Annotated in this window: 19 protein-coding genes and 2 pseudogenes; 12 read left to right on the top strand and 9 right to left on the bottom strand. The window is 69.1% G+C overall.

Annotated elements, in window-relative coordinates; genetic code table 11:
- Window positions 1-14 precede the first annotated feature (14 nt).
- From Cch01nite_RS09470 to fucO, 4 genes are all read left to right on the top strand, one after another.
- Entirely contained in the window at window positions 15-407 is a 393-nt protein-coding gene (locus tag Cch01nite_RS09470) for a TadE/TadG family type IV pilus assembly protein (protein WP_239070172.1), read from the top strand.
- Entirely contained in the window at window positions 404-865 is a 462-nt protein-coding gene (locus Cch01nite_RS09475) for a pilus assembly protein TadG-related protein (RefSeq protein WP_239070175.1), read from the top strand. Before Cch01nite_RS09470 ends, Cch01nite_RS09475 begins: the two co-directional genes overlap by 4 nt.
- Window positions 862-4,167: a LysM peptidoglycan-binding domain-containing protein gene (locus tag Cch01nite_RS09480; RefSeq protein ID WP_203751940.1), complete on the top strand. Its 3,306-nt coding sequence runs from the start codon at window positions 862-864 to the stop codon at window positions 4,165-4,167. The genes Cch01nite_RS09475 and Cch01nite_RS09480 overlap by 4 nt, the downstream gene beginning before the upstream one ends.
- Window positions 4,168-4,273: 106 nt before the next feature.
- Window positions 4,274-5,494 carry a lactaldehyde reductase gene (gene fucO, locus Cch01nite_RS09485; protein WP_239070178.1) on the top strand — a complete coding sequence of 407 codons (1,221 nt, stop codon included), beginning with the start codon at window positions 4,274-4,276 and terminating at the stop codon, window positions 5,492-5,494.
- A 112-nt stretch (window positions 5,495-5,606) separates the two neighbouring features.
- Here fucO and Cch01nite_RS09490 read toward each other — a convergent pair whose 3' ends face one another.
- The 6 genes and pseudogenes from Cch01nite_RS09490 to Cch01nite_RS09515 all read right to left on the bottom strand — a co-directional run bounded on the left by Cch01nite_RS09490 (window position 5,607) and on the right by Cch01nite_RS09515 (window position 12,076).
- Complete coding sequence (locus tag Cch01nite_RS09490; protein WP_203751956.1) at window positions 5,607-7,748, bottom strand: M4 family metallopeptidase; 2,142 nt, start codon at window positions 7,746-7,748, stop codon at window positions 5,607-5,609.
- Window positions 7,749-8,186: 438 nt separating this feature from the next.
- Window positions 8,187-8,433: pseudogene (locus Cch01nite_RS23045) on the bottom strand (IS1380 family transposase); the annotation flags it as partial.
- Window positions 8,434-8,644: 211 nt separating this feature from the next.
- Window positions 8,645-9,253, bottom strand: a complete 609-nt coding sequence (locus tag Cch01nite_RS09500) for a response regulator transcription factor (RefSeq protein WP_203751961.1) — start codon at window positions 9,251-9,253, stop codon at window positions 8,645-8,647.
- Window positions 9,250-10,437, bottom strand: a complete 1,188-nt coding sequence (locus tag Cch01nite_RS09505; RefSeq protein WP_203751963.1) for a sensor histidine kinase — start codon at window positions 10,435-10,437, stop codon at window positions 9,250-9,252. Before Cch01nite_RS09505 ends, Cch01nite_RS09500 begins: the two co-directional genes overlap by 4 nt.
- Window positions 10,438-10,475: 38 nt before the next feature.
- Window positions 10,476-11,201, bottom strand: coding sequence for an ABC transporter permease (locus Cch01nite_RS09510; protein WP_203751966.1), 726 nt, complete (start codon window positions 11,199-11,201; stop codon window positions 10,476-10,478).
- Window positions 11,198-12,076 carry an ABC transporter ATP-binding protein gene (locus Cch01nite_RS09515; protein WP_203751968.1) on the bottom strand — a complete coding sequence of 293 codons (879 nt, stop codon included), beginning with the start codon at window positions 12,074-12,076 and terminating at the stop codon, window positions 11,198-11,200. The genes Cch01nite_RS09510 and Cch01nite_RS09515 overlap by 4 nt, the downstream gene beginning before the upstream one ends.
- Window positions 12,077-12,268: 192 nt before the next feature.
- Between Cch01nite_RS09515 and Cch01nite_RS09520 the strand changes: the two genes are divergently transcribed.
- Window positions 12,269-12,949 (top strand): GOLPH3/VPS74 family protein, encoded by a 681-nt coding sequence (locus Cch01nite_RS09520; protein WP_203751970.1) that lies wholly within the window; start codon window positions 12,269-12,271, stop codon window positions 12,947-12,949.
- A 161-nt stretch (window positions 12,950-13,110) separates the two neighbouring features.
- On the opposite strand, the gene Cch01nite_RS09525 is transcribed toward Cch01nite_RS09520, so the two are convergent.
- Window positions 13,111-14,187, bottom strand: coding sequence for a LacI family DNA-binding transcriptional regulator (locus tag Cch01nite_RS09525; protein ID WP_203751972.1), 1,077 nt, complete (start codon window positions 14,185-14,187; stop codon window positions 13,111-13,113).
- Window positions 14,188-14,423: 236 nt separating this feature from the next.
- Between Cch01nite_RS09525 and Cch01nite_RS09530 the strand changes: the two genes are divergently transcribed.
- The 5 genes from Cch01nite_RS09530 (at window position 14,424) to Cch01nite_RS09550 (ending at window position 22,517) form a co-directional block, all read left to right on the top strand.
- A complete protein-coding gene (locus tag Cch01nite_RS09530; protein ID WP_203751986.1) occupies window positions 14,424-15,743 on the top strand; it encodes an ABC transporter substrate-binding protein in 1,320 nt (439 codons plus the stop codon).
- A gap of 91 nt (window positions 15,744-15,834) precedes the next feature.
- Window positions 15,835-16,719 (top strand): carbohydrate ABC transporter permease, encoded by an 885-nt coding sequence (locus Cch01nite_RS09535; protein WP_203751988.1) that lies wholly within the window; start codon window positions 15,835-15,837, stop codon window positions 16,717-16,719.
- A gap of 4 nt (window positions 16,720-16,723) precedes the next feature.
- Window positions 16,724-17,626, top strand: a complete 903-nt coding sequence (locus tag Cch01nite_RS09540; protein ID WP_203751991.1) for a carbohydrate ABC transporter permease — start codon at window positions 16,724-16,726, stop codon at window positions 17,624-17,626.
- Window positions 17,623-20,280 (top strand): family 78 glycoside hydrolase catalytic domain, encoded by a 2,658-nt coding sequence (locus tag Cch01nite_RS09545; RefSeq protein ID WP_203752219.1) that lies wholly within the window; start codon window positions 17,623-17,625, stop codon window positions 20,278-20,280. The genes Cch01nite_RS09540 and Cch01nite_RS09545 overlap by 4 nt, the downstream gene beginning before the upstream one ends.
- On the top strand, window positions 20,277-22,517 hold the full coding sequence (locus Cch01nite_RS09550; RefSeq protein ID WP_203751994.1) for a glycoside hydrolase family 3 C-terminal domain-containing protein: 2,241 nt from the start codon (window positions 20,277-20,279) through the stop codon (window positions 22,515-22,517). The genes Cch01nite_RS09545 and Cch01nite_RS09550 overlap by 4 nt, the downstream gene beginning before the upstream one ends.
- Window positions 22,518-22,562: 45 nt before the next feature.
- Here Cch01nite_RS09550 and Cch01nite_RS22710 read toward each other — a convergent pair.
- Window positions 22,563-22,685, bottom strand: a pseudogene (locus Cch01nite_RS22710) (IS481 family transposase); the annotation flags it as partial.
- Between the two features lie 83 nt (window positions 22,686-22,768).
- Between Cch01nite_RS22710 and Cch01nite_RS09555 the strand changes: the two are divergent.
- Complete coding sequence (locus tag Cch01nite_RS09555; RefSeq protein ID WP_203751997.1) at window positions 22,769-23,269, top strand: hypothetical protein; 501 nt, start codon at window positions 22,769-22,771, stop codon at window positions 23,267-23,269.
- A 177-nt stretch (window positions 23,270-23,446) separates the two neighbouring features.
- Here the strand turns inward: Cch01nite_RS09555 and Cch01nite_RS09560 are convergent, their stop codons facing one another.
- Complete coding sequence (locus Cch01nite_RS09560) at window positions 23,447-24,229, bottom strand: IclR family transcriptional regulator (protein WP_203752001.1); 783 nt, start codon at window positions 24,227-24,229, stop codon at window positions 23,447-23,449.
- Window positions 24,230-24,303: 74 nt separating this feature from the next.
- Between Cch01nite_RS09560 and Cch01nite_RS09565 the strand changes: the two genes are divergently transcribed.
- Window positions 24,304-25,545, top strand: coding sequence for an FAD-dependent oxidoreductase (locus Cch01nite_RS09565; RefSeq protein WP_203752004.1), 1,242 nt, complete (start codon window positions 24,304-24,306; stop codon window positions 25,543-25,545).

Below are 25,545 nucleotides of genomic sequence, written 5' to 3' on the forward strand. Positions count from 1 at the left end.
AACGAGGGTCGACCGTGGTCGAGGTCGTGACCCTCGCTCCAGCTGTGGGCTTGCTGGTGATGCTGATCTTCGCCGGCGGCCGAACGGCGGTCGCTCATCAGGCGACGGAGGCGGCAGCAGCCGAGGCGGCGAGGGCAGCGTCGATCGCGCGGACTCAGGCCACCGCAGAAGGGCGGGCTCGAGATGCCGCCGTCCAGTCACTGACTGACCAGGGCCTGAACTGTGTGACGAGCGCCGTGGACGTGGACGTCGCTGCCTTCGCAGCGGCTGTGGGCACCGCAGCTTCGGTCGGCGCCACGGTGGCCTGCGCCGTGCCGATGGGGGACCTGGTCCTGCCGGGCATGCCTGGGTCGATCACGGTCAGCGCGACCATGCGATCGCCGCTGGACACCTACCGGGAGCGGTGATCGTCGTGTCGCTGGCGAACATCGGGAGGCTCAGGGCCGAGGACGAGAAGGACCGTGGTTCGGTCTCCGTCTGGATGATCTCGACCGCGCTCACCCTCATGGTTCTCGTCGGGCTGGCCGTTGACCTCGGGGGACAAGTTCTCGCGAAGCAGCGGGCACAGGACATCGCCGTGGAGGCGGCGCGCACAGCCGGGCAGCAGCTGCAGGCTCCGATGGCTGTCCTGGGGCAGGGTGCGATCGTCGACGCCAGCGCGGCAGTCGCAGCGGGCTCGGCCTACATCGCCGGCGCACCCGACATGACAGGCGGGGTCAGTGTCGCGGATGGAGTCGTCGTGATCGTCGACACCACCACGACCTACAACACGAAATTTCTCGATCTGATCGGCGTGAGGTCACTGACTGTGACAGGACACGCCGAGGTGCGGATCGTCCGGTCCGTCGGAGGTGTTGCGTCGTGAGCGCCCGCGCGCGCCTGGTGGGTCTGGCAGCGGCGCTCCTCCTGATCGGCCTCGTCGTGGCGACGCCGCTCGCCTTGCTGACCTTTGCGGGCAGTCCGATCCCGCGCGCGTTCCCCACGGTCGGGCAGGTACGGAGCGCAATGAGCGCACCTGACGACGGCTCGTTGCTCCTCACGGCATTCAAGGCCGTCGCCTGGATCGCGTGGGCAGCCCTGAGTGTCAGCATCCTCGTCGAGGTCGCCGCACGCCTACGAGGAGCACATGCACCGCGCCTGCCCGCGCTGCACGTACCCCAGGTTGCCGCGCGCAAGCTGGTCAGTGCGGCAGCCCTCTTGTTTGCCGTCGCTCCCACCGTGACGGTCGCGCTTGGCGGCCCGGCACACGCGGCACCGGAACGGCTGCTCGGGGCGCCGTTGGCCGTGACCGCCCCATCGGCGGAAGAAGCGCCGGGAGACTCGAGCAACGCCACGCTCGTCGCGGGTCAGAACGGCGCCTACACGGTGCGTCGTGGCGACAGCCTGTCGAGAATCGCCGCCGCGATGCTCGGAGACGCCAGCCGCTGGACCGAGCTCGTCGATCTGAACCCTCAGCTCGCGGCGGATCCGGACCTCATTTTCGCGGGCACCGTCTTGCAGATGCCCCTCGGCCCCGACACAGCGCCACTGGATGGTGCCGCGACTCGCACCTACGTCGTCCAGCGAGGGGACACGCTGTCGAGCATCGCCGCTGAGCAGCTGGGTGACGCCTCCAGGTACGGCGAGATCTTCGAGGCCAGCTCGGACATCGTTCAGCCAGACGGGCGAAGGCTGAGCGACCCCGACGTGATCGACGTCGGCCAGACGCTCGCGATTCCCGTCATCATTCCTGGGCGCTCCGAGACCGTCGGGACGGGCGTACCCCCTGCGCCCGTCCCGACTCCCAGCCCACTCGCGCCCTCCGCCGCGCCCTCCGCCGCGCCCTCCGCCGCGCCCGCGCGCCCAGTGGATGCTCCGACGGCAGAAGGGAGCCAGCCGGCGCGTGCCAGTGGTGAGCAAGTACTGGCGCCACCTGCGAGCGTGCCGGGTGGCGCGGCGCACGCTCGCGGCGCGCCCGTGGAACACGACGATCACGTCGATGGGCAAGTCGCGTTCCCGTGGATTGTGGCGGGGCTGACCGGTGGGGGATCGCTTCTGGCCGGGGCACTCCTGATGCTGCTTCGCCGGCGTCGCCGTGCCCAGTTTCGGGCTCGCAGACCCGGGCGGACTCTCGCGGGACCGCCTCCAACGGTGGGTCCTGTGGAGCGCACGCTGGCCGCTGTCGGGACAGTGACCGCGCCCACCGTCGAGAGAATGGACGCGGTGCTGCGCCGTCTGGCCGCATCGGTGGCCCGCGCCGGCGGCTCGATGCCCGTGGTGATCGCCGTTGAGCTGACCACGACGGACCTCGCCCTGCACCTGGCGGCGCCGACCGACTTGGCGGCACCGTGGAGCGGCTCGGAAGACCGCTTCCACTGGTACCTCGCGACGCAGGTCGCGTTGGACGACGTCGGCCCACTCGAGCCCGACCAGCCCGCGCCCTACCCGCTGCTGGTCACGATCGGTACGGGTGACGACGGGGCAGTGTGGCTGCTGAACGTCGAAGACCTGCACGTCGCGATCCGCGGCGACGCGCTGTTCGCGACCGACTTCGCCCGATACATCGCCGCGGAGGTTGCCTGCAACCCGTGGTCGGCGGGAGTACGGGTGGATTGCGTGGGGGTGGCGGAGGAACTGGATGCTCTCAACCCCGAGCGAGTACACGTGCACGCCGGCCGTCCCGACGCCGGACACGACGTGGTGGGTGATCTGCTGGCCGAAGCGGTCCGCACGATCGATCGGACCGTGGATGCTGAGACCGACGTCGTGTCTGCTCGGTCGCGCGAGCTCGGTGCCGACTCCTGGGCGCCGCGACTGCTCCTGGTCGACGCTGCTGCGACCTCTCCCATGCTCGACGAGCTCATCGGGATCGTCCAGGCTCACCCGGGCCATACCGCTGCGAGTGTCGTGGTCAACGGAGTGCGCGACGGCGAGCCCGGTGTGGTGCTCGACATGTCCTCGTCGGGGCGTGTCCGCCTGCCGAGCGCAGGGCTTGATCTAGTCGCGGTCGGGCTGACCAGCGATGAGGCCCTGGGCTGTGCAGCGCTGCTCGCCGCGGCCGAAGAGGTGCAGGACGTAGCCATGCCGGTCGACGTCGAGGCGGCGGATGGTTGGCGGTCGTGGTCGGACCACGCTGGAGCTCTGCGCGCTGAGCACGTGCTTCCGCGGCTGGGAACGGAGGACGGTGTCACCGGCGCCACCGACGCGGGCGGCGTGGTGGAGGCAGCATCCAGCCTGCTCGACCGGCATGACGCGGAGTACCTGGAGGTCGCCGCAACGACGGCTGACGATCTCCAGGCTCTGGCTCCACGAGTCACCCCGTCGGTCCGTGACCAGGTCGAGGGCGCAGATCCGCACCTGGACAGTGACGTGCGCGAGTGGTTCTCCAGCTCCCGATCCCTGCCACGACTGCAGCTCCTCGGGCCGGTGAAGGCGAAGACTCGCGGCACCGCGCTGACGAAGCGGAAGCCGTTCATGACGGAGCTGCTCAGCTACATCGCGTTGCACCCGCACGGCGTGACCCCAGCGCAGGTCGCCGACGCGTTCGGCATCACTGCGGCGAAGGCGCGCGAGTACGTGAGGGTCGTGCGTGAGTGGCTCGGCACGAACCCCCGCACCGGAGAGCCGCACCTGCCGGATGCTCGGTACGGCCCGGCCGCGATGCGCCGGGGCGAGCCCGTGTATGAGGTGCAGGACCTGCTCGTCGACATCGACCTGTTCCGACGCCTTCGCGTCCGAGCGCAAGCACGCGGCGGTGCGGCGGGGATCTCGGACCTGCTGACGGCACTACGGCTCGTCGAGGGGCGGCCGTTCGACTACGAGATGCAGCGCAGGGCGGCCGGCGGATGGTCGTGGCTGGTCGAGGGCGATCGACTCGACCAGCACATGCTGGTCGCAGTCGTCGATGTCGCGCACACGGTCACGTCGCACGCGCTGGCGTCTGGCGACGTGCGGACGGCGAGGTTCGCTGCGGAGACCGCTGCCGTCGCGGCGCCCTTCGAGGAGATCCCGCGTCTGGACCTGGCCGCGGTGGCGACGGCCGAGGGTGACGCCGTTGAAGCGCGGCGCATCATCCGCGCGGAGGTCTGCGATCGCACGGACGACGAGGGAGCGCCCCAGGAGCTGGGTGAGCGGACCGAGCAGGTCCTTCGCCGGCATCTGGGGCTGCTCGACAGCCAAGCGTCCTAGCGAGTGACCCGGCCGCGCAGGCTCATGCCACAGCCTGCACACCCCCTGGCTGTGGGCGGCGCCTGCCGGCGCGGGGACCTTCGACCCAAGCCTGAACCGGGCGCGGGTGGATGAATGGTTGAACCGATTCAGAAGGCCCGGGCCCGAGGCGCCGGGGATACCGAAAGGGTGCACCGTGGCACAGCGCATGATCTGGAACCAGACCGCGTACTTCGGCCCAGGCTCGATCGACGTCATTCCCGGCGAGCTCGCGAGGCGTGGCTTCGGCAAGGCGTTCGTCGTCTCGGACGCGGTCCTGGTCGAGGCGGGCGTCACCCGCAAGGTCACCGACCTGCTGGACGCTGCGGGGTTTACGTACGAGGTGTACAGCGACGTCCAGCCGAACCCGTCCATCGAGAACGTCCAGTCCGGGGTCGCCGCGTTCGCGGCCGCGGGCGCCGACGTGCTGGTGGCGATCGGCGGCGGCTCACCGCAGGACACCTGCAAGGCCATCGGCATCATCACAGCGAACCCCGAGTTCGCCGACGTGCGGTCGCTCGAGGGTGTCGCGGCGACGAAGAACCCGTCGGTGCCGATCGTCGCGGTCCCCACAACGGCTGGCACCGCGTCCGAGACGACGATCAACTACGTCATCACCGACGTCGAACGGCAGCGGAAGTTCGTGTGCGTCGACCCCCACGACATTCCCATCCTCGCGATCGTCGACCCCGAGATGATGTCGACGGCGCCACGCGCCCTCAAGGTCGCCACCGGGCTCGATGCTCTGACGCACGCGATCGAGGGCTACACCACCAAGGGGGCCTGGGAGCTCTCGGACCTGTTCCACCTCAAGGCGATCCAGGTGATCGCGGCGTCGCTGAAGGCTGCTGCTGATGGCGACGCCGACGCGGCCGACCGGATGGCGCTGGCGCAGTACGTCGCCGGCATGGGCTACTCGAACGTGGGGCTCGGTCTCGTGCACGCCATGGCGCACCCGCTGGGGGCCTTCTACTCAGCCCCGCACGGAGTTGCGAACGGGATTCTTCTCGCCCCCGTGATGGCCTTCAACGCCCCGGCCTCGGGCGAGAAGTACCGCGACATTGCCGCAGCCTTCGGTGTGGCGGATGCCCACACGATGCCGTTGGAGGAGGCGCGTGCCGCGGCAGTCGGTGCAGTTGCGGAGCTGACCCGCGAACTAGGGAACCCCACAACGATCACCGCAGTCGGCGCCGGCGACCGCGATGTCGCGGCCCTCGCAAAGGCGGCTTTCGAGGATGTCTGCGCGGGCGGCAACCCGCGCGAGGCCTCGATCACGGAGATCGAGGAGCTCTACCGCGCCCTGCTGTAGGACCACACTGTCGGCTCCATCGCGTACGGCGGTCGAGTGGGCGGCCTCGGGCTCCACGAAGCCGACTGGGCCCCGGCGGATGAATGCCGGGGCCCAGTCAGTCAGTCAGTCGTCAGGACGTCGTGAGTGACAGGTCGTCGAGCTTGAAGTCCGTGGCAAGGCCGGCGTTCTCCGTGCCGACGAATTGCAAGATGACGGTCTTGCCGGCGTACGCCGTCAGGTTCAACGTGCGCACGTCGTAGGCGGTGTTCTTGTTGGCGTTGCTGTAGGTGGCCAACGTCGTGGTGGTGCTGCCGTCGACGACCTGCACTCGCAGGGTGTCTCGGGCGGAAGTGCTGGTTTCGGCTGAGGTGATCCGCAGATAGAACGAGAGGCTGGCACTGGTCGCGGTGGGAATGGTGAGCTTCTGCGACAGCGTCTGGCTGTTGGAGGTCCCCCGTCCGTTCAACCGAGCGAAGTAGGCGCCGGTACGGGCGCCGCCGGTGTCACTGCGGACGACGCCCGTCGGTGCCGTCCACGAGGCGGTTCCGGATTCGAAGCTCGGGTTGGCGACGAGGTTGGCCGGCGCGGGCGGCGGGGTCGTGCCGCCACCCCCACCGCCGGTGCCGGTCGCATCAGCGCAGGTGATGCCCGGCACCGTGACGGCGTCCCAAGCAGCCTGCGCCGTCGCGCACTGGGTGCTGTTCTTGCCGTACAGGTCGGCCGCTGCATTGATCACGGCGGAGCGGGCGCTCGAGTAGCGAGTCCCACTGGTGAAGTAGGTGCTCAGGGCGCGGTACCAGATCTTGGTCGCCACGTCGCGACCGATGCCGTTCACCGTGGTGGTGATGCAGGTGTAGCCGTCGTACACGGTGCCGTTGATGGTCTTCGGCTCGCTGCCTTCAGCCATCAGGAACCAGGCCAGCCGAGCCGGTCCGCCGGCGGAGTGCGCGCTGGCAAAGCGGTCGATCACGCTGTCGAAGTTGCCGGGGTAGCAGTCGAAGGACTTGACGTCCCTGGAGGGCTTGTCGAAGTACCGTGTCGGCGTGCCATTGCCGTTGTAATCGATCTTCTCGCCCAGGAAGTAGTCAGGTACGTCGTTCGGGTTGTTCGCGTAGAACTCGACATCGACCGAGAAGATGTCACTGAGCGCCTCATGCAACGCCGCGCCTTCGTAGGCGTAGCTGAGCCCAGACACGTTCTCCGTAATGCCGTGCATGTATTCGTGAGCGGCCACATCGATCGACGTGAACGGCTTCGCGCCGGTGGAACCATCACCGTAGGTGATCTGAGTGCCGTCCCAGAAGGCGTTGGCGTAGTTCGTTCCGTAGTGGACGCGGGAGCGAACACCGCGGCCGTCGCCCCAGATGCCGTCACGGCCGTGGACGTTCTTGAAATATGAGTGCGAGAGGTTTGCGCCATAGATGGCGTCGACCGCGGCGGACGCACGGTCGCTGTTGGTCCCGTTGCCCCAGATGTCGTCGGTGTCGACGAAGAGCGTGCCGGGTACCTCCTTCGCGGCAGACACGTTGCTCACGTCGGTCGCGCTGTTGCCATACGTGGGGTCGACCGAGGAGCGGCCACCTGTCGCGAGGGTGGAGACGAAGTTCACCGTGCCGGAGTAGATGCTCTCCCCGCTCGCGTCCATGATCTCGTCGGCAGAGCGGACGATCTGGCCGCTCGCCGCGTCGACGATCACGTGCAGGCGACTCGGCGTCTCATCGGTCTTCTTGCCAGTGATGAGGACGTCGTAGGCAAGCACCGGCTGGCCGCCGAGGGCGTCGACGACGAGGGCGCTGGAGACTGACTCGATGCGCCCGGTCGACTGCGCGCGCCCAACAGACTCCGCGGCGGCCTTCGTGATCGCTGCCGAGGTGGAGACGCTGATTGGCTCGTCCAACGTCTGCGTCACGGAAAGGAGCGTGCCGTCCGCCTGAACATGCACGACGCTGTCGCCGCCAAGAACCGGCAGCCCGCTGTAGGTGCGGTCGTAGCGCACGTGCGCAGTGCCATCGCGGTCGACGAGCGGGCCGGGGCGCGCCTTGAACACGTCGGCCCCGCTGGCGCGCAGCTCGCGGCGGTGCTCCTTCACGGCGTTGTTGGCCCGGGCGAGCGCTGAGGTGCGCGCCTCGTCCGACGGGCCAGCAGGCTTGCCGACCGCCGGTGAAGGTCGTTGCGGGTTTACGCCGACGGCGGTGCCGGCGGTGGTGATCGCGAGACACGCTGTGAGCAGCAGGATGCTGCCCGCAGCTACCAATGGCTTGGTGCCCTTCATGGAACTCCTTGGGTGTCGGGTGCCGGTGCTACCAGCCTTGGTCTGTCGCCGGTGAGACCGCCGGTGATGCCGGGCGTTGCCCGTCGATGAGGTCAAGTCGCGCTTCAGCGTTTCGGGTGCCGCGGAGAGGGGCAAACAGTCAGAACGCGAATTAAAGTGGCGAGACAGGAACAATGCCCGCATGCTACGACTCGGTAACACGCCTAACGAAGGGCATGCTCGCCCGAAGTCGGCCGCAGGGCGCGCGAGGCGGAGCGAAGAAATTGTGGTCGCACTTGTCTCGCTGGTTGATCACTGGAAGCGGACAACGGTCGCATCCGTGACGAGAATGCTTGTTCTAAGCAACGAATTTCGTCTCGTTGCGGGATTGGGTCGTCAGTAAGCCTCGATCTTTCATCGGGCTGCGATGTGAGGTTCGGGGGCGGCGCGATGGTCGTGTTCTTCGCAGTGCACGCGGCGGCGGCGCAGTTCGAGGTCCGTGACCTGCCCGCGGATCGAGTTAGTGACGAACGCGGTGATCCGCATCCCGGCGACGCCCTCGAAGCGCAGCCGCACGCCGGTGGGGTCGTTCTTTGCGCACGATCACCCGCATCCTGGTGGGCCACGTGGACGGGTCCATCAGGTCGGTGAGTTCGGCGGCCCGTGCGCCGTCGCGGACCTGGTCGACGGCGGCGTAGGCCGGGGCCCGAATCTTCTCGGGGATGGGTTTGAGCAGGTTAGGAGCGCTTGCGCCGAGTGTGAACCGTCCGGCACACCGCCACGACTAGGGCGTGTCTGTGGGTTCGCGTTCGACTTGTCGTGTCTCGCCCTGGCCTCAGTGGAGGCCCCGGAGCGCGGTCGTCGTCCTCCGACGGCGCGCCGCCGACCCCAGAGCCACAGCTCGAGCGCCCACGTGGTCAGGCGATCCAGCCCCGGTCCCGCGCGATGCGGACCGCGTCGTGCCGGTTGGCGGCGCCGAGCTTGGTGACCGCGGCTGACAGGTAGTTGCGGGCTGTGCCCGCCGACAACGAGGCCGTTCGGGCGATCGCGTCGACGGGTGCACCGTCTGCGGCGAGCTCGAGGACGTCGGCCTCGCGGGCGGTGAGCGGGTTGTCGCCGCCGCTGATGGCATCGGCAGCGAGCTGTGGGTCGACGTACCGGCCGCCCGCGTGCACCGACCGGACGACGTCCGCGAGCACGTGCGCGGAGACGGTCTTGGGCAGGAACCCGCGCACCCCGGCCGCGAGCGCGCGTTTGAGGTGCCCGGGTCGCCCGTGGCTGGTCACGATCACGCACGCGCAGCCCGGGAGCTCCTGGGCCAGGGCCTCGGCGACCGCGATGCCGTCGAGGTCCGGCATCTGAAGATCCAACACAGCGACGTCCGGGCGGTGCATGCGGGCCGTGGCGACCGCCTCGCTCCCGGTGCGGGCCTGTGCCACGACCTCGAGGTCGTCTTCGAGGTCGAGCAGTGCAGCCAGGCCTGAGCGGATGAGGTTCTCGTCGTCGGCGAGCAGGAGGCGGATCATGTGCCGACCGGAAGTCGTGCGACCAGCACGAACGTGCCGTGCGCCGACGGGCCGCCCTCGGCTGAGACCACCACGTCACCGCCGCGGGCGGCCAGGCGCTCGCGCAGCCCCACCAGTCCGGTGCCGCCCTTCCCGGCGGCGTGCGCACCGTCGTTGCCGATCGTCAGGACGGTGTCCTCCTGGTCCACAGCCAGGTCGAACGTCACGGCCGTCGCGTCGCTGTGCCTCAGGATGTTCGTCGTCGCCTCCCGGACCACCCAGCCGAGCGTCGTCTGCGCGTCCTGCGGCAGGTCGCCGCCGTCGCCGACGACGCGGGTCTCGATCCCCGCCGCCTGCAGCACCGACCGCGCACCTGCAATCTCCGTGGTCAGGTCGGTCGAACGGTAGGCGCCGACGACGTCGTGCAGCTCCCGCATCGAGTCCCGCGCGGTCTGCCGGATGCGCGCCAGGAGCTCGTCGGACCCGTCCTGTCCGCGAAGGACCAGCTTCTCGGCGAGCTCGCTGTCGATCGCGATGAGGGCCAGGTTGCGGCCGAGCACGTCGTGCAGGTCCCGCGAGAACCGGAGGCGTTCCTCCGCGACGGCGAGCCGCGCCTCCACGCCCCGCGCGGCATGCATCTGCCACAGCACGTCGAGCATCCACAAGGTCGCTCCGCAGATCGCCGCGGCGGCGCCGACGGCGAGCGCGTAGTTCATGGCCCAGGCGACCGTGTCCTGCGTCACGGACTGGACCACGTAGAGCAGTGCAGCGGGCACCGCGACGCAGACCGCGAGCCGGATCGGCCGCAGGAGCGGGCTCACCGCGGCGGTCAGCGCAGTGCAGAACAGGATCGCCGAACCGCCCGCGGCCGGCCCGAAGGTGAGGGGCGAGGTGTCGTCGGCGAACGCGACCGAGACCAGCACCCCGAGCAGGGTGAGGCTGCATGCTGCGACCAGCGGCGGGCGCACCGGACGCTCGCCACCGACCCGACGGTCGACGCCTGCGCGCAGCACCATGAGGCACGCGCCGGTCTGCGCGATGACGAGGGCCAGCAGGGCCGCCGTCTGCCGGCCGCTCAACCTGTTCGTGCCACCGCTGCCGACGACGACCAGCACCATCACCAGGGGGGCGCTCGCGGACAGGGCGTACAGCTGCCAACGCGTCAGCAGGTCGATCCTGCGCCGCCCTTGCTCGTCCGTCGTCACCGGGTCATTACCCCGTGCCGCGCCGACGAGCGCAAGTCTCACCTGCGCACGTCCCACCGGAACCACCGCCGGGCCGCGAAGCCGGAGAGCACCAGCCACCCGACCAGGATCGCGAGCGGCGCCAGGACGGGTCCGCGCGACCCGGCCAGAGCGATGGTCAGCAGGTCGACCACCGGGTTCAGCGGCGAGTACGGCGCGACGGCCTGCACCCAGTCAGGAAAGGCGTCGAGCGGGAACATCACCCCGCTGAGGAAGAGCGGGATCAGGTAGCCCGGCAGCGTCGTCACCTGCGCGAGCTCCGGCGTCCGCGTGAAGGCCGTGCTGACGATCGCGAGCAGGACGAACACCGCCGTCCCGAGCAGGACCGCAACCGCGGCAAGCGGAATGTCGGAGCCACCCAAGGCACCGATCAGCGCCACGACGAGCACGCCACCGACCAGCGACTGGCCCCAGGTGAGCGCGATCGCGGGGGCCGCGGTGCCCAGCAGGATCTCGGAGTCCCGCAGCTCCCCGGTCTGCAGCCTCTTGAGCACGTGGCTCTCGCGGCGTGCGACGAGGGCGGTGACCAGGTTGATGTAGGCGCTGCACAGGATCGTGACGGCGATCAGCGCGGCGACCAGGCCTCCCGAGTTGTCGTCGTAGATGCCCGACCACGCGAGCAAGGGAACGAAGATCACGGGCACCCCGATCGCCGTGATCAGGGCCATCGGGTCGCGACGTAGCAACGTCCCCTCGGCCCGCGCGAGCGCGCCGACGCGGCTCATGCCGCCACCCCCGCCGCGATCTCGAGAAACGCTTCCTCCAGTGTCGCCGGCCGACTGCTGACCTCGAGGCCTGGCTCCCACGCATCCAGCACCGCGAGTGTGGCGGGCACGTCGGTCGTCGTGACCGTGACCGTGTCCCCGACGACGTCAACGGTTCCGATCAGCGACGGGAGCGCGCGCCGGGTCCGGAAGACGACCCGGTGGGCGTGCGCCGCGGCCACCTGCGTGGGTGTGCCCTCCCGGACCACGACCCCGTGATGCAGGATGGCCAGCCGGTCAGCGAGCCTCTCAGCCTCGTGCAGGTGATGGGTCGTCATCAGTACGGTGACGCCCGAGGCGAGGAGCTCACGCACCAGCAGCCACGTGCGTGCCCGGCTCTCCGGGTCGAGTCCCGCGGTAGGTTCGTCGAGGAAGAGGATCTCCGGCTTCCCGACGATGGCGAGCGCCAGGTCGAGCCGGCGCCGCTCACCCCCGGACAGCTGCCGGACGATCACTCGTGCGCGGTCCCGCAGGTCCACCAGGTCCATGACCTCGTCGATCGGCCGTGACCTCGTCAGCGTCCCCGCCCACATCCGGAGGGTCTCGGTCACGGTGAGCCCAGCCTGCAGGCCTCCCTCCTGCAGCATCACCGCGGTGTGCGGCCGGACCTTGGACCGCTCGCGCATCGGGTCATGCCCCAGCACCCTCACCGTGCCCTTCGTCGGCGGCGCGAGCCCCTCGATCACCTCCAGTGCCGAGGTCTTGCCCGCACCGTTGGTGCCGAGCAGGGCGAAGAGCTCCCCGCGGCGGACGGTCAGGCTCACGCCCCGTACCGCGTCGAACCCCTTGTACGAGCGCCACAGGTCGCTCACCTCGACTGCTGCTGTCTCTGTCATACCGCCAGCGTCCGGCCCGAGCTGCGCGGGCGGCAGTGCCCGGCCGCACACGATCAGCGTGCGGTCCGCACCGCCGACCCGTGACAGATGTCTTAAGCGAGCCTGAGGTAGCCCGAGCCGGGTGTGGCGCCGGGAGAACGCGTCGACGACGACCGCGGGAGAGACGAAGCCCCTGTCGCTAGCGTGTGCCGCATGCTGCTCATCGAGGACGTCCTGCTGCTGCTCACCGACGACACGACCGGCCGCCCGGCGCTGGACGGCACCCGGTTCGACCTGGTGCTCGCGGGAGCGGTGCTCCTCGACCTCGCGATGCACCACCGCGTCGACGTGACCGCGCCGGGCCACCCGGTCGGCAAGGGCCGGGTGGTGGTCGTCGACGGGTCCCCGACCGGCGACGCCCTGCTCGACGTGGCTCTCGCTCGGGTCGCCGGTACGAAGCCCCGCCGAGCCAAGGACCTGCTCGGCCCGCTCAAGAAGGGCCTGCGGCCGGTAGTCGTCGATCGCCTCGCGCACGCCGGGTTCCTGCGCCGCCGGGACGAGAAGGCGCTGGGCCTCTTCCCGGTGACCCGGTGGTCCGTGGTCGACGCCACGCACGAGACCGAGGTCCGCGCCGGGCTGCGGGACGTCCTCGTCGTGGGCCGCACCCCGACAGACCGCGAGGCCGCGCTCGTCTCGCTGCTGCACTCGGTCGACAAGGTGCCGGCCGTCGTCGGACCGGTCGACCTCTCTCGCGGAGAGCTTCGCCGACGGGCCCGCACGATCGCGCAGGGCGAGTTCGCCGGGGAAGCCGTGCGGCGGGCGATCACCGCGATGAACGCGGCCGTCACCGCCGCGGTGACGGCTGCCACCGTCGCAGCGTCGTCCGGCACCTGATCGCTGCACGGGGGCTCAGGACGTCCGACGTCGAGGACGACGACGTCGCCCACGACGGTCAGGACGTGGCCGTCGTGGGCTCTGTGGCATCGATCGACACCGGTTCAACCCCAAGCGCTCGAAGACGCCTCGACTTGGGAGACACGCCCTAGAGGCCGAGGCTAGAACGCAGGTTCCAGCGAGCCGTCCACCTCGGCTGTGCTCGACGTCGAGCGACGGACGATCAGCTCCGGGGCGAGGATGACCGAGCGGTGCTCGTGACCTCCGTTCCGCGCAGCCGCCTCCTCCTGTACGAGCTCGGCCCCGATGCTCCCCACCGCCTCGCCTGGCTGGCTGATCGTGGTGATCGGCGTGGGGCTATCCCAGGCTGCCTGGTTGTTGTCGTAGCCGACGATCGCGACATCGTCCGGCACCGAGATTCCCGGGCTGCTCGCGAAGGCCTGCATGATGCCGGCGGCGAGAAGGTCTGACGACGCGAAGATGCCGTCAACCTCTCCTGCCGCGACTGCGGCGGCCAGGTCGGAACCGATCTGCCAGCCGTCAGCTCGGTTAATGCGCTCGGGCATGAGCTCTCGGACGCTCGACAGCCCTCGCTCCCGCAATGCCCGCCGGAACCCGCGCCCGCGCTCCTGAACCGGCTTGAGCTCGTCGGGGCCGCCGACGAATACGAGGCGGCGGCGGCCGAGGTCGATCAGGTGCTGGGCGGCGAGGTAGCCGCCGAGCTCGTTGTCGACGGACACGCTGCAGAACCGGGTCGAGGGAGCGTCGAAGTTGAGCATGACGAGCGGCGTGGTGCCCGTCGACATGGCGGCGATCGCCGCGAAGTGGTGCTCGTCGTTCAGCGTCATCAGGATCCCGGCGAACTGCGACTGTGCGAAGAGCGTGAGGTAGCTCGACTCGCGGTCGAGACGGCCGTCGCTGTTCGCCAGCATCAGGTTCACGCCGGTGAGCTCGGCTGCCCGCTCGGCTCCTCGGGCGATGTCGATGAACAGCGAGTTGCTGAGGTCGGTGACGACGAGGCCGATCGCGGTGCTGGTGCCTGCGGCCAGCGAGCGGGCGAGGCCGTTGGGGACGTAGTTGAGCATCTGCATGGCGCGCACGACACGGGCGCGCGTCTCGGCCGTCACGCGGTCCGGATGGTTGAGCACGTTCGACACAGTGCCCTGCGAGACGCCGGCCAGCGACGCGACGTCGCTGATGCCCGCGCGTGATCCACCGGATCGGTTGTTCTGCGCCACGTGTCCTCATCTCGGTTCCGAGGGTTCGCGGTGCCTAGTGCAGCACGGTGAACCCGCCCAAACCGTAAGGGGTGAATTGAAGCGCTGCAACCACCCCTCCATCAGCGGCGTGGATGTCCACTATTTGACTTTGCTCTTCCGCGTCTTCATGGCTTGAACCTAGACCCGCGTCCAATTACTGTCCCGCTCTGAAGCGCTTCAAAGCGCCCAACCAAGCATTTCAAGGAGGAAGTGTGATGTTGACGCGTGGACGGAGGCGGACCCAGGTCGCAGCGATCCTGGGTGTCGCCACGACGGGAGCGCTGCTGCTCTCGGCCTGTTCTGGCTCTGCCAACGGCTCCGACTCGACGAGCGGGGCAAGCGAGGACTTCACGTACCTGTCGTTCGCCGAGAACACCTCGATCAAGGACACGCTGACGGCGCTGTCCACGGGCGAGTGCAGCGACGCCAACAGCCAGGCGAAGCTGAAGATCGACAACCTCGCGCAGGCGTCGTACGACCAGTCGATCCAGCTCAAGGCGGGCCAGGGCGACCTGCCGTCGCTCCTCGCGAGCGGCAACTCGCCGCAGATCGCGAAGGACCTCAACAAGTCCGGCGCCCTGGTCAACATCGGTGCCGAGCTTGGCGAGATGGGCCTGGACGACGCGATCATCCCGGCGGCGAAGTCGACCATCGAGGCGCTCTACGACGGCCAGGTGTACGTCCTGCCCACCGAGTTCAACGTCGAGGGCATCTGGTACAACAAGAAGCTCTTCGCGGACAACGGCATCGAGGTTCCCACGACCTGGGACGACCTCGTCGCTGCTGCCGACAAGCTCAACGCGGCCGGCATCCAGCCGTTCTCGGCCGACGGTAAGGACGGGTGGCCCCTCACCCGTCTCGTGGGCAACTACATCTACCGGAGCGTCGGCCCCGACGCTCTGGCCAAGGTCGCCGACGGGTCTGCACGCCTGACCGACTCTGACTACGTCGAGGGTGCTGCGAAGGTCGCCGACCTCGGCGCGAAGGGCTACTTCGGCCCCTCGGTCGGGTCGATCGACTACACGACCGCCGTGAACCAGTTCCTCTCCGGCAACGCCGCGATGTTCTACATGGGCAGCTGGATCCTCGGAAACTTCAACGACCCCGAGGCCAACAAGATCGGCAACGACAACATCGGTTTCATGCCGTTCCCGGCGGTCGAGGGTGGCAAGGGCTCGGCTGACCAGCTCGCTGCCAATGTCGGTGTCCCGCTCGCCATCTCGCAGGACCGCTACGACGAGGGCTCCAAGCACTGGCTCGGCTGCATCGCGCGGAACTTCGGTGCGCAGTCCCTGAAGGACCAGGGCGTCATCACCGGCTTCAAGGTGAACGGCGACGTCGGCGACGTCCCGCCGCTGACGCAGGCCGTCCAGGACCAGATCGGGAAGACCACGGACACGGTTCTGTGGTTCGAGGCGCTCTTCCCCCCGCGCGCCTCGACCGAGAGCCAGACCAACGCTTCGCTCCTCGTCACCGGTGGACTCAGCCCCGAGGAGTTCATGAGCAAGATCCAGGCGGAGCTCCCCGAGAGCTGATCGGTAGCCGGGCGCCCCACACCCCGGGGCGCCCGGCCGCTGACCGCAGAGCAGAGTCGCTCGCCGCAGAGCAGAACTGAGAGAGACCCCCATGACGCAAGTTCTTGGCGACCGCCGCACGATCCTGCTGCTGCTGGCCCCCGCCCTCACCATCTACACCCTGGTCATCCTCGTCCCGGTGCTGTGGTCGTTCGGTTACACCCTCTTCGAGGGCAACACGATCACCGGCTTCGAGTACGTGGGACTGCAGAACTTCCAGCACCTCTTCAGCGACGCCGACACACGCGAGGCACTGTCCTTCACGGTGCGGTTCGCGGTCGTCCTCACGATCGTCCAGGTGGCGCTCGGTTACGCGCTCGCCCTGCTGTACGTCTTCGTCCTGAAGCGAGCGTCCAACCTCGTTCGGACGCTCGCGTTCTTCCCGGTCGTCCTGCCGACGGTGGCTGTCTCGCTGCTCTTCCAGCAGTTGTTCGAGTCGGCCCCTCGCACCGGGCCCGTCAACTCCCTTCTGAACCTGTTCGGCATCCAGAGTGTCGACTGGTTCGGATCGAGCACGACAGCGTTCTGGGTGCTGATCCTGATGGAGTCCTGGCGCTCGATGGGCTTCTACGCGGTCCTGCTGTACGCCGGCCTGATCGACATCCCCGAGGAGATGCTCGAGGCGGCACGCCTCGACGGCGCCACCGGGTTCCGCCTCGTGCGGTCCGTGGTCATCCCGCTCTGCCTCCCGGTGCTGCTGTCGTCCGTGATCTTCAGCATCAACGGCACGCTCAAGATCTTCGACTCGGTGCTCGCCTTGACCAACGGAGGCCCTGGCAGCTCGACGACCCCGCTGACGCTCTACATGTTCCAGACGTCGTTCGCGTACGGGAAGTACGGCTATGGCAGCTCGATCGCCGTGCTGCTGACGGCGCTGTGCCTGGTCGTCACGCTGTTCATCTTCCGCTCCGCCCGCCGCGACCTCACGAGAGGCTGAGACGATGTCGATCGCCACCGCACCCTCCGTCACCACCCGTTCGTCCCAGCGGATCGACACGCAGCGCACCACGCGCAAGAAGCGAGGCCGCTCGATCGGTGTCGCCGTCCTGACCACCGCGCTCCTTGTGGTCGTCGCGTTCCCTCTCGTCTGGCTCTTCCTCGGGTCGCTCAAGACCCAGCAGGAGTTCCTCGACAACCCCGCCTTCGCGTTGCCCGAGAACTTCTTCAACTTCGAGAACTACACGCGGGCGCTCACCGAGGGGAACCTCGCGACCTACGCGCGCAACAGCGTCATCGCCGTCGTCCCGTCGCTGTTCCTGACGATCTTCCTCGGCGTCTGCGCCGGCTTCGCTCTCGAGGTCATGGTGTGGAAGGGCCGAGGAACGGTCCTGCTGATGTTCCTCGCGGGGATCATGGTGCCCGGGCAGCTGATCCTGCTGCCGCTGTTCACGATCTACTTCCGTGCGGGCCTGACCGGGTCGCTGTGGCCCCTGATCATCACGTACACGGCCGTGGGCCTGCCGTTGACGACCTTCATGATGGCCACGTTCTTCCGCAGCGTCCCTCGCGAGCTCCTCGAGGCTGCGACGCTCGACGGCGCGAGCACGCTGCGGGCGTTCTTCTCCATTGCACTGCCGCTCGTCCGCAACGCCGTCTTCACGATCGCGCTCGTGCAGTTCTTCTTCATGTGGAACGACCTGCTCGTCGCACTGACATTCACGAACAGCGACGCCCTCCGCACGATCCAGGTGGGCCTGCTCGGATTCCAGGGACAGTTCGGCCAGGTCGAGTACGGGCCGACCATGGCGGCCATCAGCCTCAACGTCGCCGGCACTCTCCTCATCTACCTGTTCCTCAACAAGCGGATGATGGCGGGCCTGACCGCGGGCTCGGTGAAGGGATGACCGCCGGCGTCGTCGATCTTCGCGTCGAGCACCTGGATCGGGCGGTCGGGATCTCCGAGGCGACGCCGCGTCTGAGCTGGCGAGTGATCGGGGCGCCGCAAGGGGCGGTAGTCGCCGCCTACGAGATCGAGGTTGCACGGGACCAGGGCGCGGCCCTGCGCACACGGGTCGAGAGCCGGGAGTCGGTGCTGGTTCGCTGGCCCGTGGCCGCGCTGCGGCCACGAGAGCGGGCTGCCGTCCGTGTCCGAGTCTGGTTCGCCGACGGGCAGTCAAGCTCGTGGTCGCAGGTCACGAACGTCGAGCGGGGTCTCGCCGCAGCGGACTGGGCGGTCGACTTCGTCTCTCCGTCGCCGGCTGCACCTACCGACGGGCCGCGTCCGGCGCACCTGCTCCGGACCGAGTTCGACATGCCGGCGGGTGTCCGCCGCGTGCGGGCACACGTGGCGGCGCACGGCGTCTACGACCTCGAGGTCAACGGCTCGCCCGCGGACGACTCCGTGCTCGCACCCGGATGGTCGAGCTTCCAGCACCGCTTGCGTTCCCAGACCTTCGAGCTCGATGGGCTCGTTCAGGCTGGTCGCAACGTCCTCGGTGTGTGGCTCGCGGACGGCTGGTACCGCGGTCGTCTGGGCTTCAACGGTGGGCTCTGGGATGTCTACGGCGCGGACGTCGCCGTCATGGTGCAGCTCGAGGTGCAGCACGCGGACGGGCGGCTCGAGCTCGTCCCGCTGCGTTGGCGGACGACCCCGTCGCCGATCACGGCGACGGGCCTGTACGAGGGCGAGAGTCATGACGCTCGCCGACACCCGCACGGCTGGGCTGAGGCGGGCTTCGACGACGGCCGGTGGAGCCCGGTCGCTGTGCTGCCGCGCGGGGACTTCACTGCCGCGATCGAGGGCCCGACCGGGCCGCCGGTCAGGATCGTCGACGAGCTGATGCCGACCCGGATCGAGCGTCGTCCGAACGGTGCCCTCCGCCTGGACTTCGGGCAGAACATCTCCGGGCGAGTCCGGATCACCGCGACGGCGCCGCGTGGCCACGAGGTGACGATCCGACACGCGGAGGTGCTCGAGGACGATGAGCTCTGCCTCCGGCCGCTGCGCACCGCCAGCTCGGTCGACAGCTACACGTTCGCCGGCGACGGGCAGGAGATCTGGGCGCCACGGTTCACCCTGCACGGGTTCCGGTACGCGGAGATCGAAGGTTGGCCGGCGGACCAGGCGCCGGAAGTCATCGCTCAGGTCGTCCACTCCGACATGCGTCGGGTCGGCTGGTTCTCCAGCTCCAACCCGCTCCTCGACCGGTTCCACGAGAACGTGGTGTGGAGCATGCGGGACAACTTCGTCGACCTCCCTACGGACTGCCCGCAGCGTGACGAGCGACTCGGGTGGACGGGTGACATCCAGGCGTTCGCGCCGGCCGCCGCCTACCTCCACGAGAGCACGGGTGTGCTCCGTAGCTGGCTGCGTGACCTGGCCGCGGAGCAGCGGGAGTTCGGCTCCGTGCGGAACTTCCACCCGTGGCTCGAGTGCGGGTTCCCCGCTGACCCGGCCGCAGGCTGGGGCGACGCTGCGGTGATCGTGCCGTGGACGATCTACGAACGCACCGGAGACAGAGAGCTCCTGTCCGAGCAGCTGCCCAGCATGATGGCCTGGGTCGACCAGGTGGACGTCCTCGCGCGAGGCACCGGTCTCTGGAACGACAGCTTCCAGCTGGGGGACTGGCTCGACCCGCAGGCGCCACCGGACCGCCCGGGTGACTCGGCAACCGATGCACACCTCGTCGCCACCGCGTATCACGCACACACCGCGGCACTCACGGCGCGGGCGTGCGACGTCCTCGGGTATGACGCGGCCGCCCACCGATACACGGTCATCGCGAAGCGCGCCCGCAAGGCATTCAACGACGAGTTCGTCTCGCCGTCAGGCCGGGTCGTGAGCGACACGGTGACAGCGCTCTCGCTCGCGATCTGCTTCGACCTGTTGGCGACCGCCGATCAGCGCGCAGTGGCCGGGACCCGGCTCGCTGAGCTGGTCCGGGAGGGCGACCACCTCATCGCCACGGGCTTCATCGGTACCCCGTTGGTGTGCGACGCACTCGTGGCGACCGGATCCATCGACACCGCCTATCACCTGCTTCTGCAGACACACTGCCCGAGCTGGCTGTTCCCGGTGACGATGGGGGCGACGACCGTCTGGGAGCGCTGGGACAGCATGCTTCCCGACGGGAGCATCAACCCGGGCGAGATGACGTCGTTCAACCACTACGCGCTCGGCGCCGTGGCGGACTTCCTGCACCGAATGGTCGCCGGGCTGAGCCCCGCGACACCCGGTTACCGACGCGTCCGTGTCGCGCCGGTGCTGGGTGGCGGTCTGACGCACGCATCGACGTCGCACCTCTCGCCCTACGGCCTGATCAAGACTGCATGGACACGAACGGGGTCCCGGTTGCGGCTCGAGGTCGCGCTCCCCATCGGTGTCGAGGCTGACGTCCAGGTGCCTGGCGCCGACCGCGCGGTGCGGGTCGGTTGGGGGACTCACACGTTCGACGCGGTCTGCCGGCCCGCCGAGGACGATCCAGCAAGGCCGCGCCTGTGGAACGTCCACAGCCCGGAGGATCGCAGCGAGATGGCAGAGCAGGGAGTCGTGGCATGACCGAGGACGCATCGCCCAGCGCCGACCTGGCCCGGCACGCTGCCTTGCTCAGCGGTGCGGACATGTCGCACACCCGCTCCGAGGACGAGGGCACCCCCGCGCTCACGCTCAGCGACGGCCCGAACGGGCTGGCGATGAACCTTCCTGACTGGTCCGGAAAGGTGCCCGCCACCTGCTTCCCTTCGGGCACTGCGCTGGCGGCCACCTGGGACGAGTCGCTCGTCACCGCCGTGGCCGCAGCGATCGGTCGTGAGGCGCGTGCAGCCGGCGCCGACGTCCTGCTCGGCCCGAGCATCAACATCAAGCGCTCACCGCTGGGCGGCCGTGGGTTCGAGTACTACTCCGAGGACCCCTTCGTCGCGGGTCGGATCGGCGCCGCGTTCGTCAACGGCGTGCAGTCGGCCGGGGTCGGCGCTTGCGTCAAGCACTTCGCGCTGAACAGCCAGGAGACCGACCGGATGCGCGTCAGCGCGGAGGTCAGCGACAGGGCGTTGCGTGAGATCTACCTCGCGGCGTTCGAGCACGTCGTCACGACCGCGTCGCCCGCGATGGTGATGGCGTCGTACAACAAGGTCAACGGCACGTACGCGACCCAGAGCCGCCACCTGCTGACCGAGGTGCTTCGCGACGAGTGGGGCTTCGACGGCGCGGTGGTGTCGGACTGGGGCGCGGTCGACGACCGCGTCGAGGCGCTCCGTGCCGGCCTCGACCTGGAGATGCCCGGGCCCGGGATCGGCTCTCTGCGCCGAATCCTCGCCGCCGTGGATGACGGTGACCTCGACCCGGCGACCGTTGTCCAGTCTGCCGAGCGGCTCAGGCTCGTGGCCGACTCGTGGGGCGGCCGACCTGCCGTTGCGGCCGACCTAGACCGCCACCATGAGCTCGCCGTCAACGCGGCGGCAGCGTCGATCGTCCTGCTGACGAACGACGGAGTGCTGCCACTGAGCACCACGGGCGGGACGGTCGCTGTGATCGGCGAGCTGGCCCGCGTACCGCACTACCAAGGCGGCGGCAGCGCGAACGCCTCCGCCACGCGGCTCGACACACCGCTCGAAGCGCTCGTCGAGGCGCTCGACCGCTCGGTGATCTTCTCCGCCGGCTACTCCAGCGACGCGGGGGAGCGGCAAAGGCTCGCCGACGACGCGGTTCGTGCTGCACGTGAGGCCGACATCGCCATCGTCTTCCTCGGACCGGGCGAAGGGTCTGAGTCCGAAGGCTATGACCGCGGCTCGCTGGAGCTGCCGCCAGAGCAGCGAGCGCTCCTCACGAGAGTCACCGCGGCGAACCCGCGGACCGTCGTCGTCCTCGACAACGGCGGGATCGTCCTGACATCGCCGTGGTCGCAGCACGTTGCCGCGCTGGTCGAAGCGTGGCTTCCGGGCCAGGGGGGTGGCACGGCGATCGCTCGCGTGCTCACCGGTGCGGTGAACCCGTCCGGACGTCTCACTGAGACGATCCCGTTGCGGCTCGCTGACACGCCTGCGTTCCCGTCCTTCCCCGGTCACGGCGGCCGAGTGATGCACGGCGAAGGCGTGTTCGTGGGATACCGCGGGTACGACCACTCCGAGCGCGAAGTGGCCTTCCCGTTTGGGCATGGTCTGAGCTACACGCAGTTTGCGTACGACGGCCCCGCAGTGATCGACGACGGGGACCAGACGGGCGACGTGCTCGTCGAGTTCACGCTGTCCAACGTCGGAGACGTCGCAGGCGCCGAGGTCTGGCAGGTCTACATCAGGCCTGAGCATCGAGGCGACGACCGCCCGGTTCGAACGCTCGCTGCGTTCGGCAAGTCCCAGCTCGCGGCTGGCGCGACCACCCGCATCATCGCGACGATCCCCGCCCGTGCCTTCGCGCACTGGGACGAGCGTCGTGAGGGCTGGGCGACCGACGCGGGCTCGTACCTCGTCGAACTAGCGGCCTCGTCGCGTGACATCCGGACCGTCACGACAGTTCGACGAGTCGCGTCGCGGCCGCCCACCACATTGACGAGTCGATCGACGCTGAGGGAGTGGCTCACCGAGCCCGAAGTGGGCCAGTCGCTCCTGCACGTTGCTTCGGAGGTCGACCCGAGCGGGGCGACAGGTGGGTTCCTGTCCAACCCAACGATCCTGACGATGCTCGGCGACATCCCCATTGAGCGGTTGTTCGACGACCCGACCACGAGGCTCGACGCTGACCTCCTGACCCGAGCTGTCGTGGCGTCCGGGCGTCAGGCCGGAGCGGTTGTCCCTGGCTGACGTCGACTCGAGGATCGGGACTACCCACAGGCGGTCGGCGACTACCAGGGTGCGGTTGAACCGGTCGACCTTCCCGTTCTGCCAGGCGCAGTGCGGGTTGATGAACCAGTGCTCGATGACGCGCACCGCCAGCAGTTGCCGCAGGTCACGGCGGTGGGCGTCGGAGTGAAACGCGACGTTGCGGACACTCGAAGAGATGCCGCGATGCGGCGTCGACCGAACGTGCACCACGGACTCCAGGGGGCTCGCCCGTGATCTTCGTCGTTATCGTCGTCAGCGCGATCCTCGGCTTCTGGCGCCTGATCTCGCCCGCGCTGGTGACCGTCGCCGCGATCCTCAGCATCGTCGCGTTCGTCACGAGCAACCCCGGCCCCATGACGACGGTCTGGTGGCTGTGGAGCATCGGCATGGTCGGACTCGTCCTGCGTTGGCTGAACAACCGCGGCAAGTACCGGAACCTCGAGGACCTCCAGGCCGCGTCCGACGCGGGTGTCCCCCGGGCGATGCGGGCACGAGCGTCTCTGCACAAGCTCAACGGCGAGATCGACGCAGCGGAACGGCTGCTGCGTGCGGCAGCCGCTGCTGGTGACCGCGAGTCGATGTGGGACATGGGCCGACTCGTCGAGGAGCGCGACGGTCTCGCGGCCTCCGAGCCGTGGTTCCGGATGGCCGCCGAGCGGGGTCACCTCGCCGCGAAGCGGTTCTTCGCCCAGGGCCACGCCCTCAACCTGGACGGGTCCAACCCGCTCTAGCTGTACTCGGCATCGCGTTGTCGACGGTCGAGTGATCGGGTCGGCGCCAACGGCGCGGTCGCGGCGTTCAGCGCTGTAGTGCTCGAGCCGGGTTGTGGAGGCTGCGGTGCGCTCGTCGTTGGTCAGGTAGATCTTCCGGTAGGACCATTCGGTGGCCGGCGTGCGGTTCAACCGCTCCTAGTTGACGACCACGAGGCTGCCCTCTCGCCCCCGGGCGAGGTCAGCCTCGATGTCGCTGCGCGTCGAGCGGGCGAACGTGACCAGTTCGTCACGGCGGGCAGCGCTGAACCGGCTCTGCGGCATCGAGATGCTGAATGCAGCGATCCCCACCCCCATCGGATCGTGCAGTGCCACCCCGATCGCTGACACGTTCGGCTCCGTATACGCCAAGTTCAACGCGTATCCGTGCCGCCGCGCTCTTGTGAGCTCCCGCTCAACAGTGGGCCACCAGGACGGAGGTGCCGTGGCTCCGAGCGCCTCGACCTCGGAAGCCGGCGCCTCGGCCAGCAACGCCAGTCCACCGGACGCTTCGAGCGTCGACATGACGGCCCCCTGCCGATCCCCGGTGCGCAACGTGGCGCTGCCCTCCACGGTCTGGATGAAGCGCACGTGCGCTCCGGTGCGAACCATCAGGTTGACGGACTCGCCGCAGCGTCGAGCGAGCAGCTCGAGGTGCGGCCGGCAGGTGGACCGCAGTTGAGCAACCATCTCCGCGGGGCCGCTGCCGGTCAGGATCCCCGGCCCAGGCGCGTAGGCCTTGTCTGCCTGCTGCACCGCGAAGCCGCGGTACACGAGCATCGCGAGCAGGCGGTGCGTGGTCGAGCGCGAGACGCCGATCCGCACGGATGCGTCGGTGAGTCGGAGGGGACCTTCGTCGCGGAGCATCTGCAGCAGCCGGAGCGCGTTGTCGACCGACTCGATCACGTAGGCGGGCTGTTCCTGGAGCGGTGAGTTCTGCACAACAGAAACCTATTGCATCAGGCAGACATCGTCCGCAGGGTGTGGGCACCGGTTCAACGAAGAACGGACACCCCATGGACATCACGCGACGCGTTCTCGTCGTCGGTGGCGGCATCGCCGGCCTCGCCGCAGCACTGCGACTGACCCATGCCGGCGCTCAGGTCACCGTCGTCGAGCAGGCGCCCGAGTTCGCCGAGATCGGCGCAGGCCTGCAGCTCGGACCCAACGCGACCCGCCTGCTGGACGCCTGGGGACTGCTCGACGGCGTCAAGGCGACTGCGGTGGTTCCGCGCGCGCTCGTCCTGCGTGACGTGCACACCGACACCCTTCTCGCGCGTCAAGACCTCGGCGACCGATTCGTCGAGAGGTACGGCGGTCGCTACCTCGTCACGCACCGGACCGACTTGCACACGGTGCTCTTGGACGCGGCGCGAGTTGCGGGCGTCGAGCTCGTGCCTGGGACCTCGATCGATGAGGTGATCCACGCCGACGACCGCGTCGTCGGGCTGGCAACCGACGGGCGCAAGTTCGCCGCGGCCGCGCTCGTCGCCGCCGACGGATTGCACTCGCGGCAGCGCGCACGGCTCATCGGCGACGAACCGCAGCCGTCGGGCTACGTGGCATACCGGGGGACCGTTCCGATCGACGAGGTTCCTGGGGCGCACGGTCTCGACGAGGTCGTCTGCTGGGTCGGCCCTGGCTGCCACATCGTGCGCTACCCACTGCGGGGCGGTCGGCTGCTCAACCAGGTCGCGGTGTTCTACGCCCCTCGGGCAGCGGCTGAGCGGGCCGTGGACGGCGACCCGGCGGAGATTGCGAAGGCGTTCGCGATGGCGCACCCCGATGTGCTCGCCGGCCTCGAGTACGTGGGCACCGAGAAGTGCTGGCCGCTCGCGGACAGGCTCCCTACCGAACGTTGGGTGGACCGGCGGACGCTTCTGATCGGCGACGCCGCGCACCCGATGTTCCAGTACCTCGCACAAGGCGCGTGCCAGGCACTCGAGGACGCCGACGCGCTGGGCGACGTCGTCGCAGCCACTCAGCCCTGGGACGGCGACGGATGGCACGACGCGCTCGTCGAGGTCGCCCGCCGCCGGGCACCGCGCGCCGCCCGAGTGCAGACGACCGCCCGCACATTCGGCGAGATCTGCCACGTCGAAGGGATCGGCGCGGCGCTGCGCGACGCGCACCTGCGTGCGCGCGAGGGCGACTGGTTCGACCAGCTCGACTGGCTCTACCTCGCTCGCGACGAGCAGGAGAACCCCGTGACGAACCGTGAGCTTGCGTCGGCCGACGCTGCTCTGAGCGAGAGGTGA

The sequence above is a fragment of the Cellulomonas chitinilytica genome (assembly GCF_016862675.1).
Taxonomy (GTDB): domain Bacteria; phylum Actinomycetota; class Actinomycetes; order Actinomycetales; family Cellulomonadaceae; genus Cellulomonas; species Cellulomonas chitinilytica.

Coding starts and splice junctions, on each gene's coding strand:
- Cch01nite_RS09530 (WP_203751986.1), top strand. CDS start 14,424: ATGTTGACGCGTGGACGGAGGCGGACCCAGGTCGCAGCGATCCTGGGT.
- Cch01nite_RS09545 (WP_203752219.1), top strand. CDS start 17,623: ATGACCGCCGGCGTCGTCGATCTTCGCGTCGAGCACCTGGATCGGGCG.
- Cch01nite_RS09565 (WP_203752004.1), top strand. CDS start 24,304: ATGGACATCACGCGACGCGTTCTCGTCGTCGGTGGCGGCATCGCCGGC.
- Cch01nite_RS09500 (WP_203751961.1), bottom strand. CDS start 9,253: ATGATCCGCCTCCTGCTCGCCGACGACGAGAACCTCATCCGCTCAGGC.
- Cch01nite_RS09515 (WP_203751968.1), bottom strand. CDS start 12,076: ATGACAGAGACAGCAGCAGTCGAGGTGAGCGACCTGTGGCGCTCGTAC.
- Cch01nite_RS09520 (WP_203751970.1), top strand. CDS start 12,269: ATGCTGCTCATCGAGGACGTCCTGCTGCTGCTCACCGACGACACGACC.
- Cch01nite_RS09510 (WP_203751966.1), bottom strand. CDS start 11,201: ATGAGCCGCGTCGGCGCGCTCGCGCGGGCCGAGGGGACGTTGCTACGT.
- Cch01nite_RS09535 (WP_203751988.1), top strand. CDS start 15,835: ATGACGCAAGTTCTTGGCGACCGCCGCACGATCCTGCTGCTGCTGGCC.
- Cch01nite_RS09490 (WP_203751956.1), bottom strand. CDS start 7,748: ATGAAGGGCACCAAGCCATTGGTAGCTGCGGGCAGCATCCTGCTGCTC.
- Cch01nite_RS09540 (WP_203751991.1), top strand. CDS start 16,724: ATGTCGATCGCCACCGCACCCTCCGTCACCACCCGTTCGTCCCAGCGG.
- Cch01nite_RS09550 (WP_203751994.1), top strand. CDS start 20,277: ATGACCGAGGACGCATCGCCCAGCGCCGACCTGGCCCGGCACGCTGCC.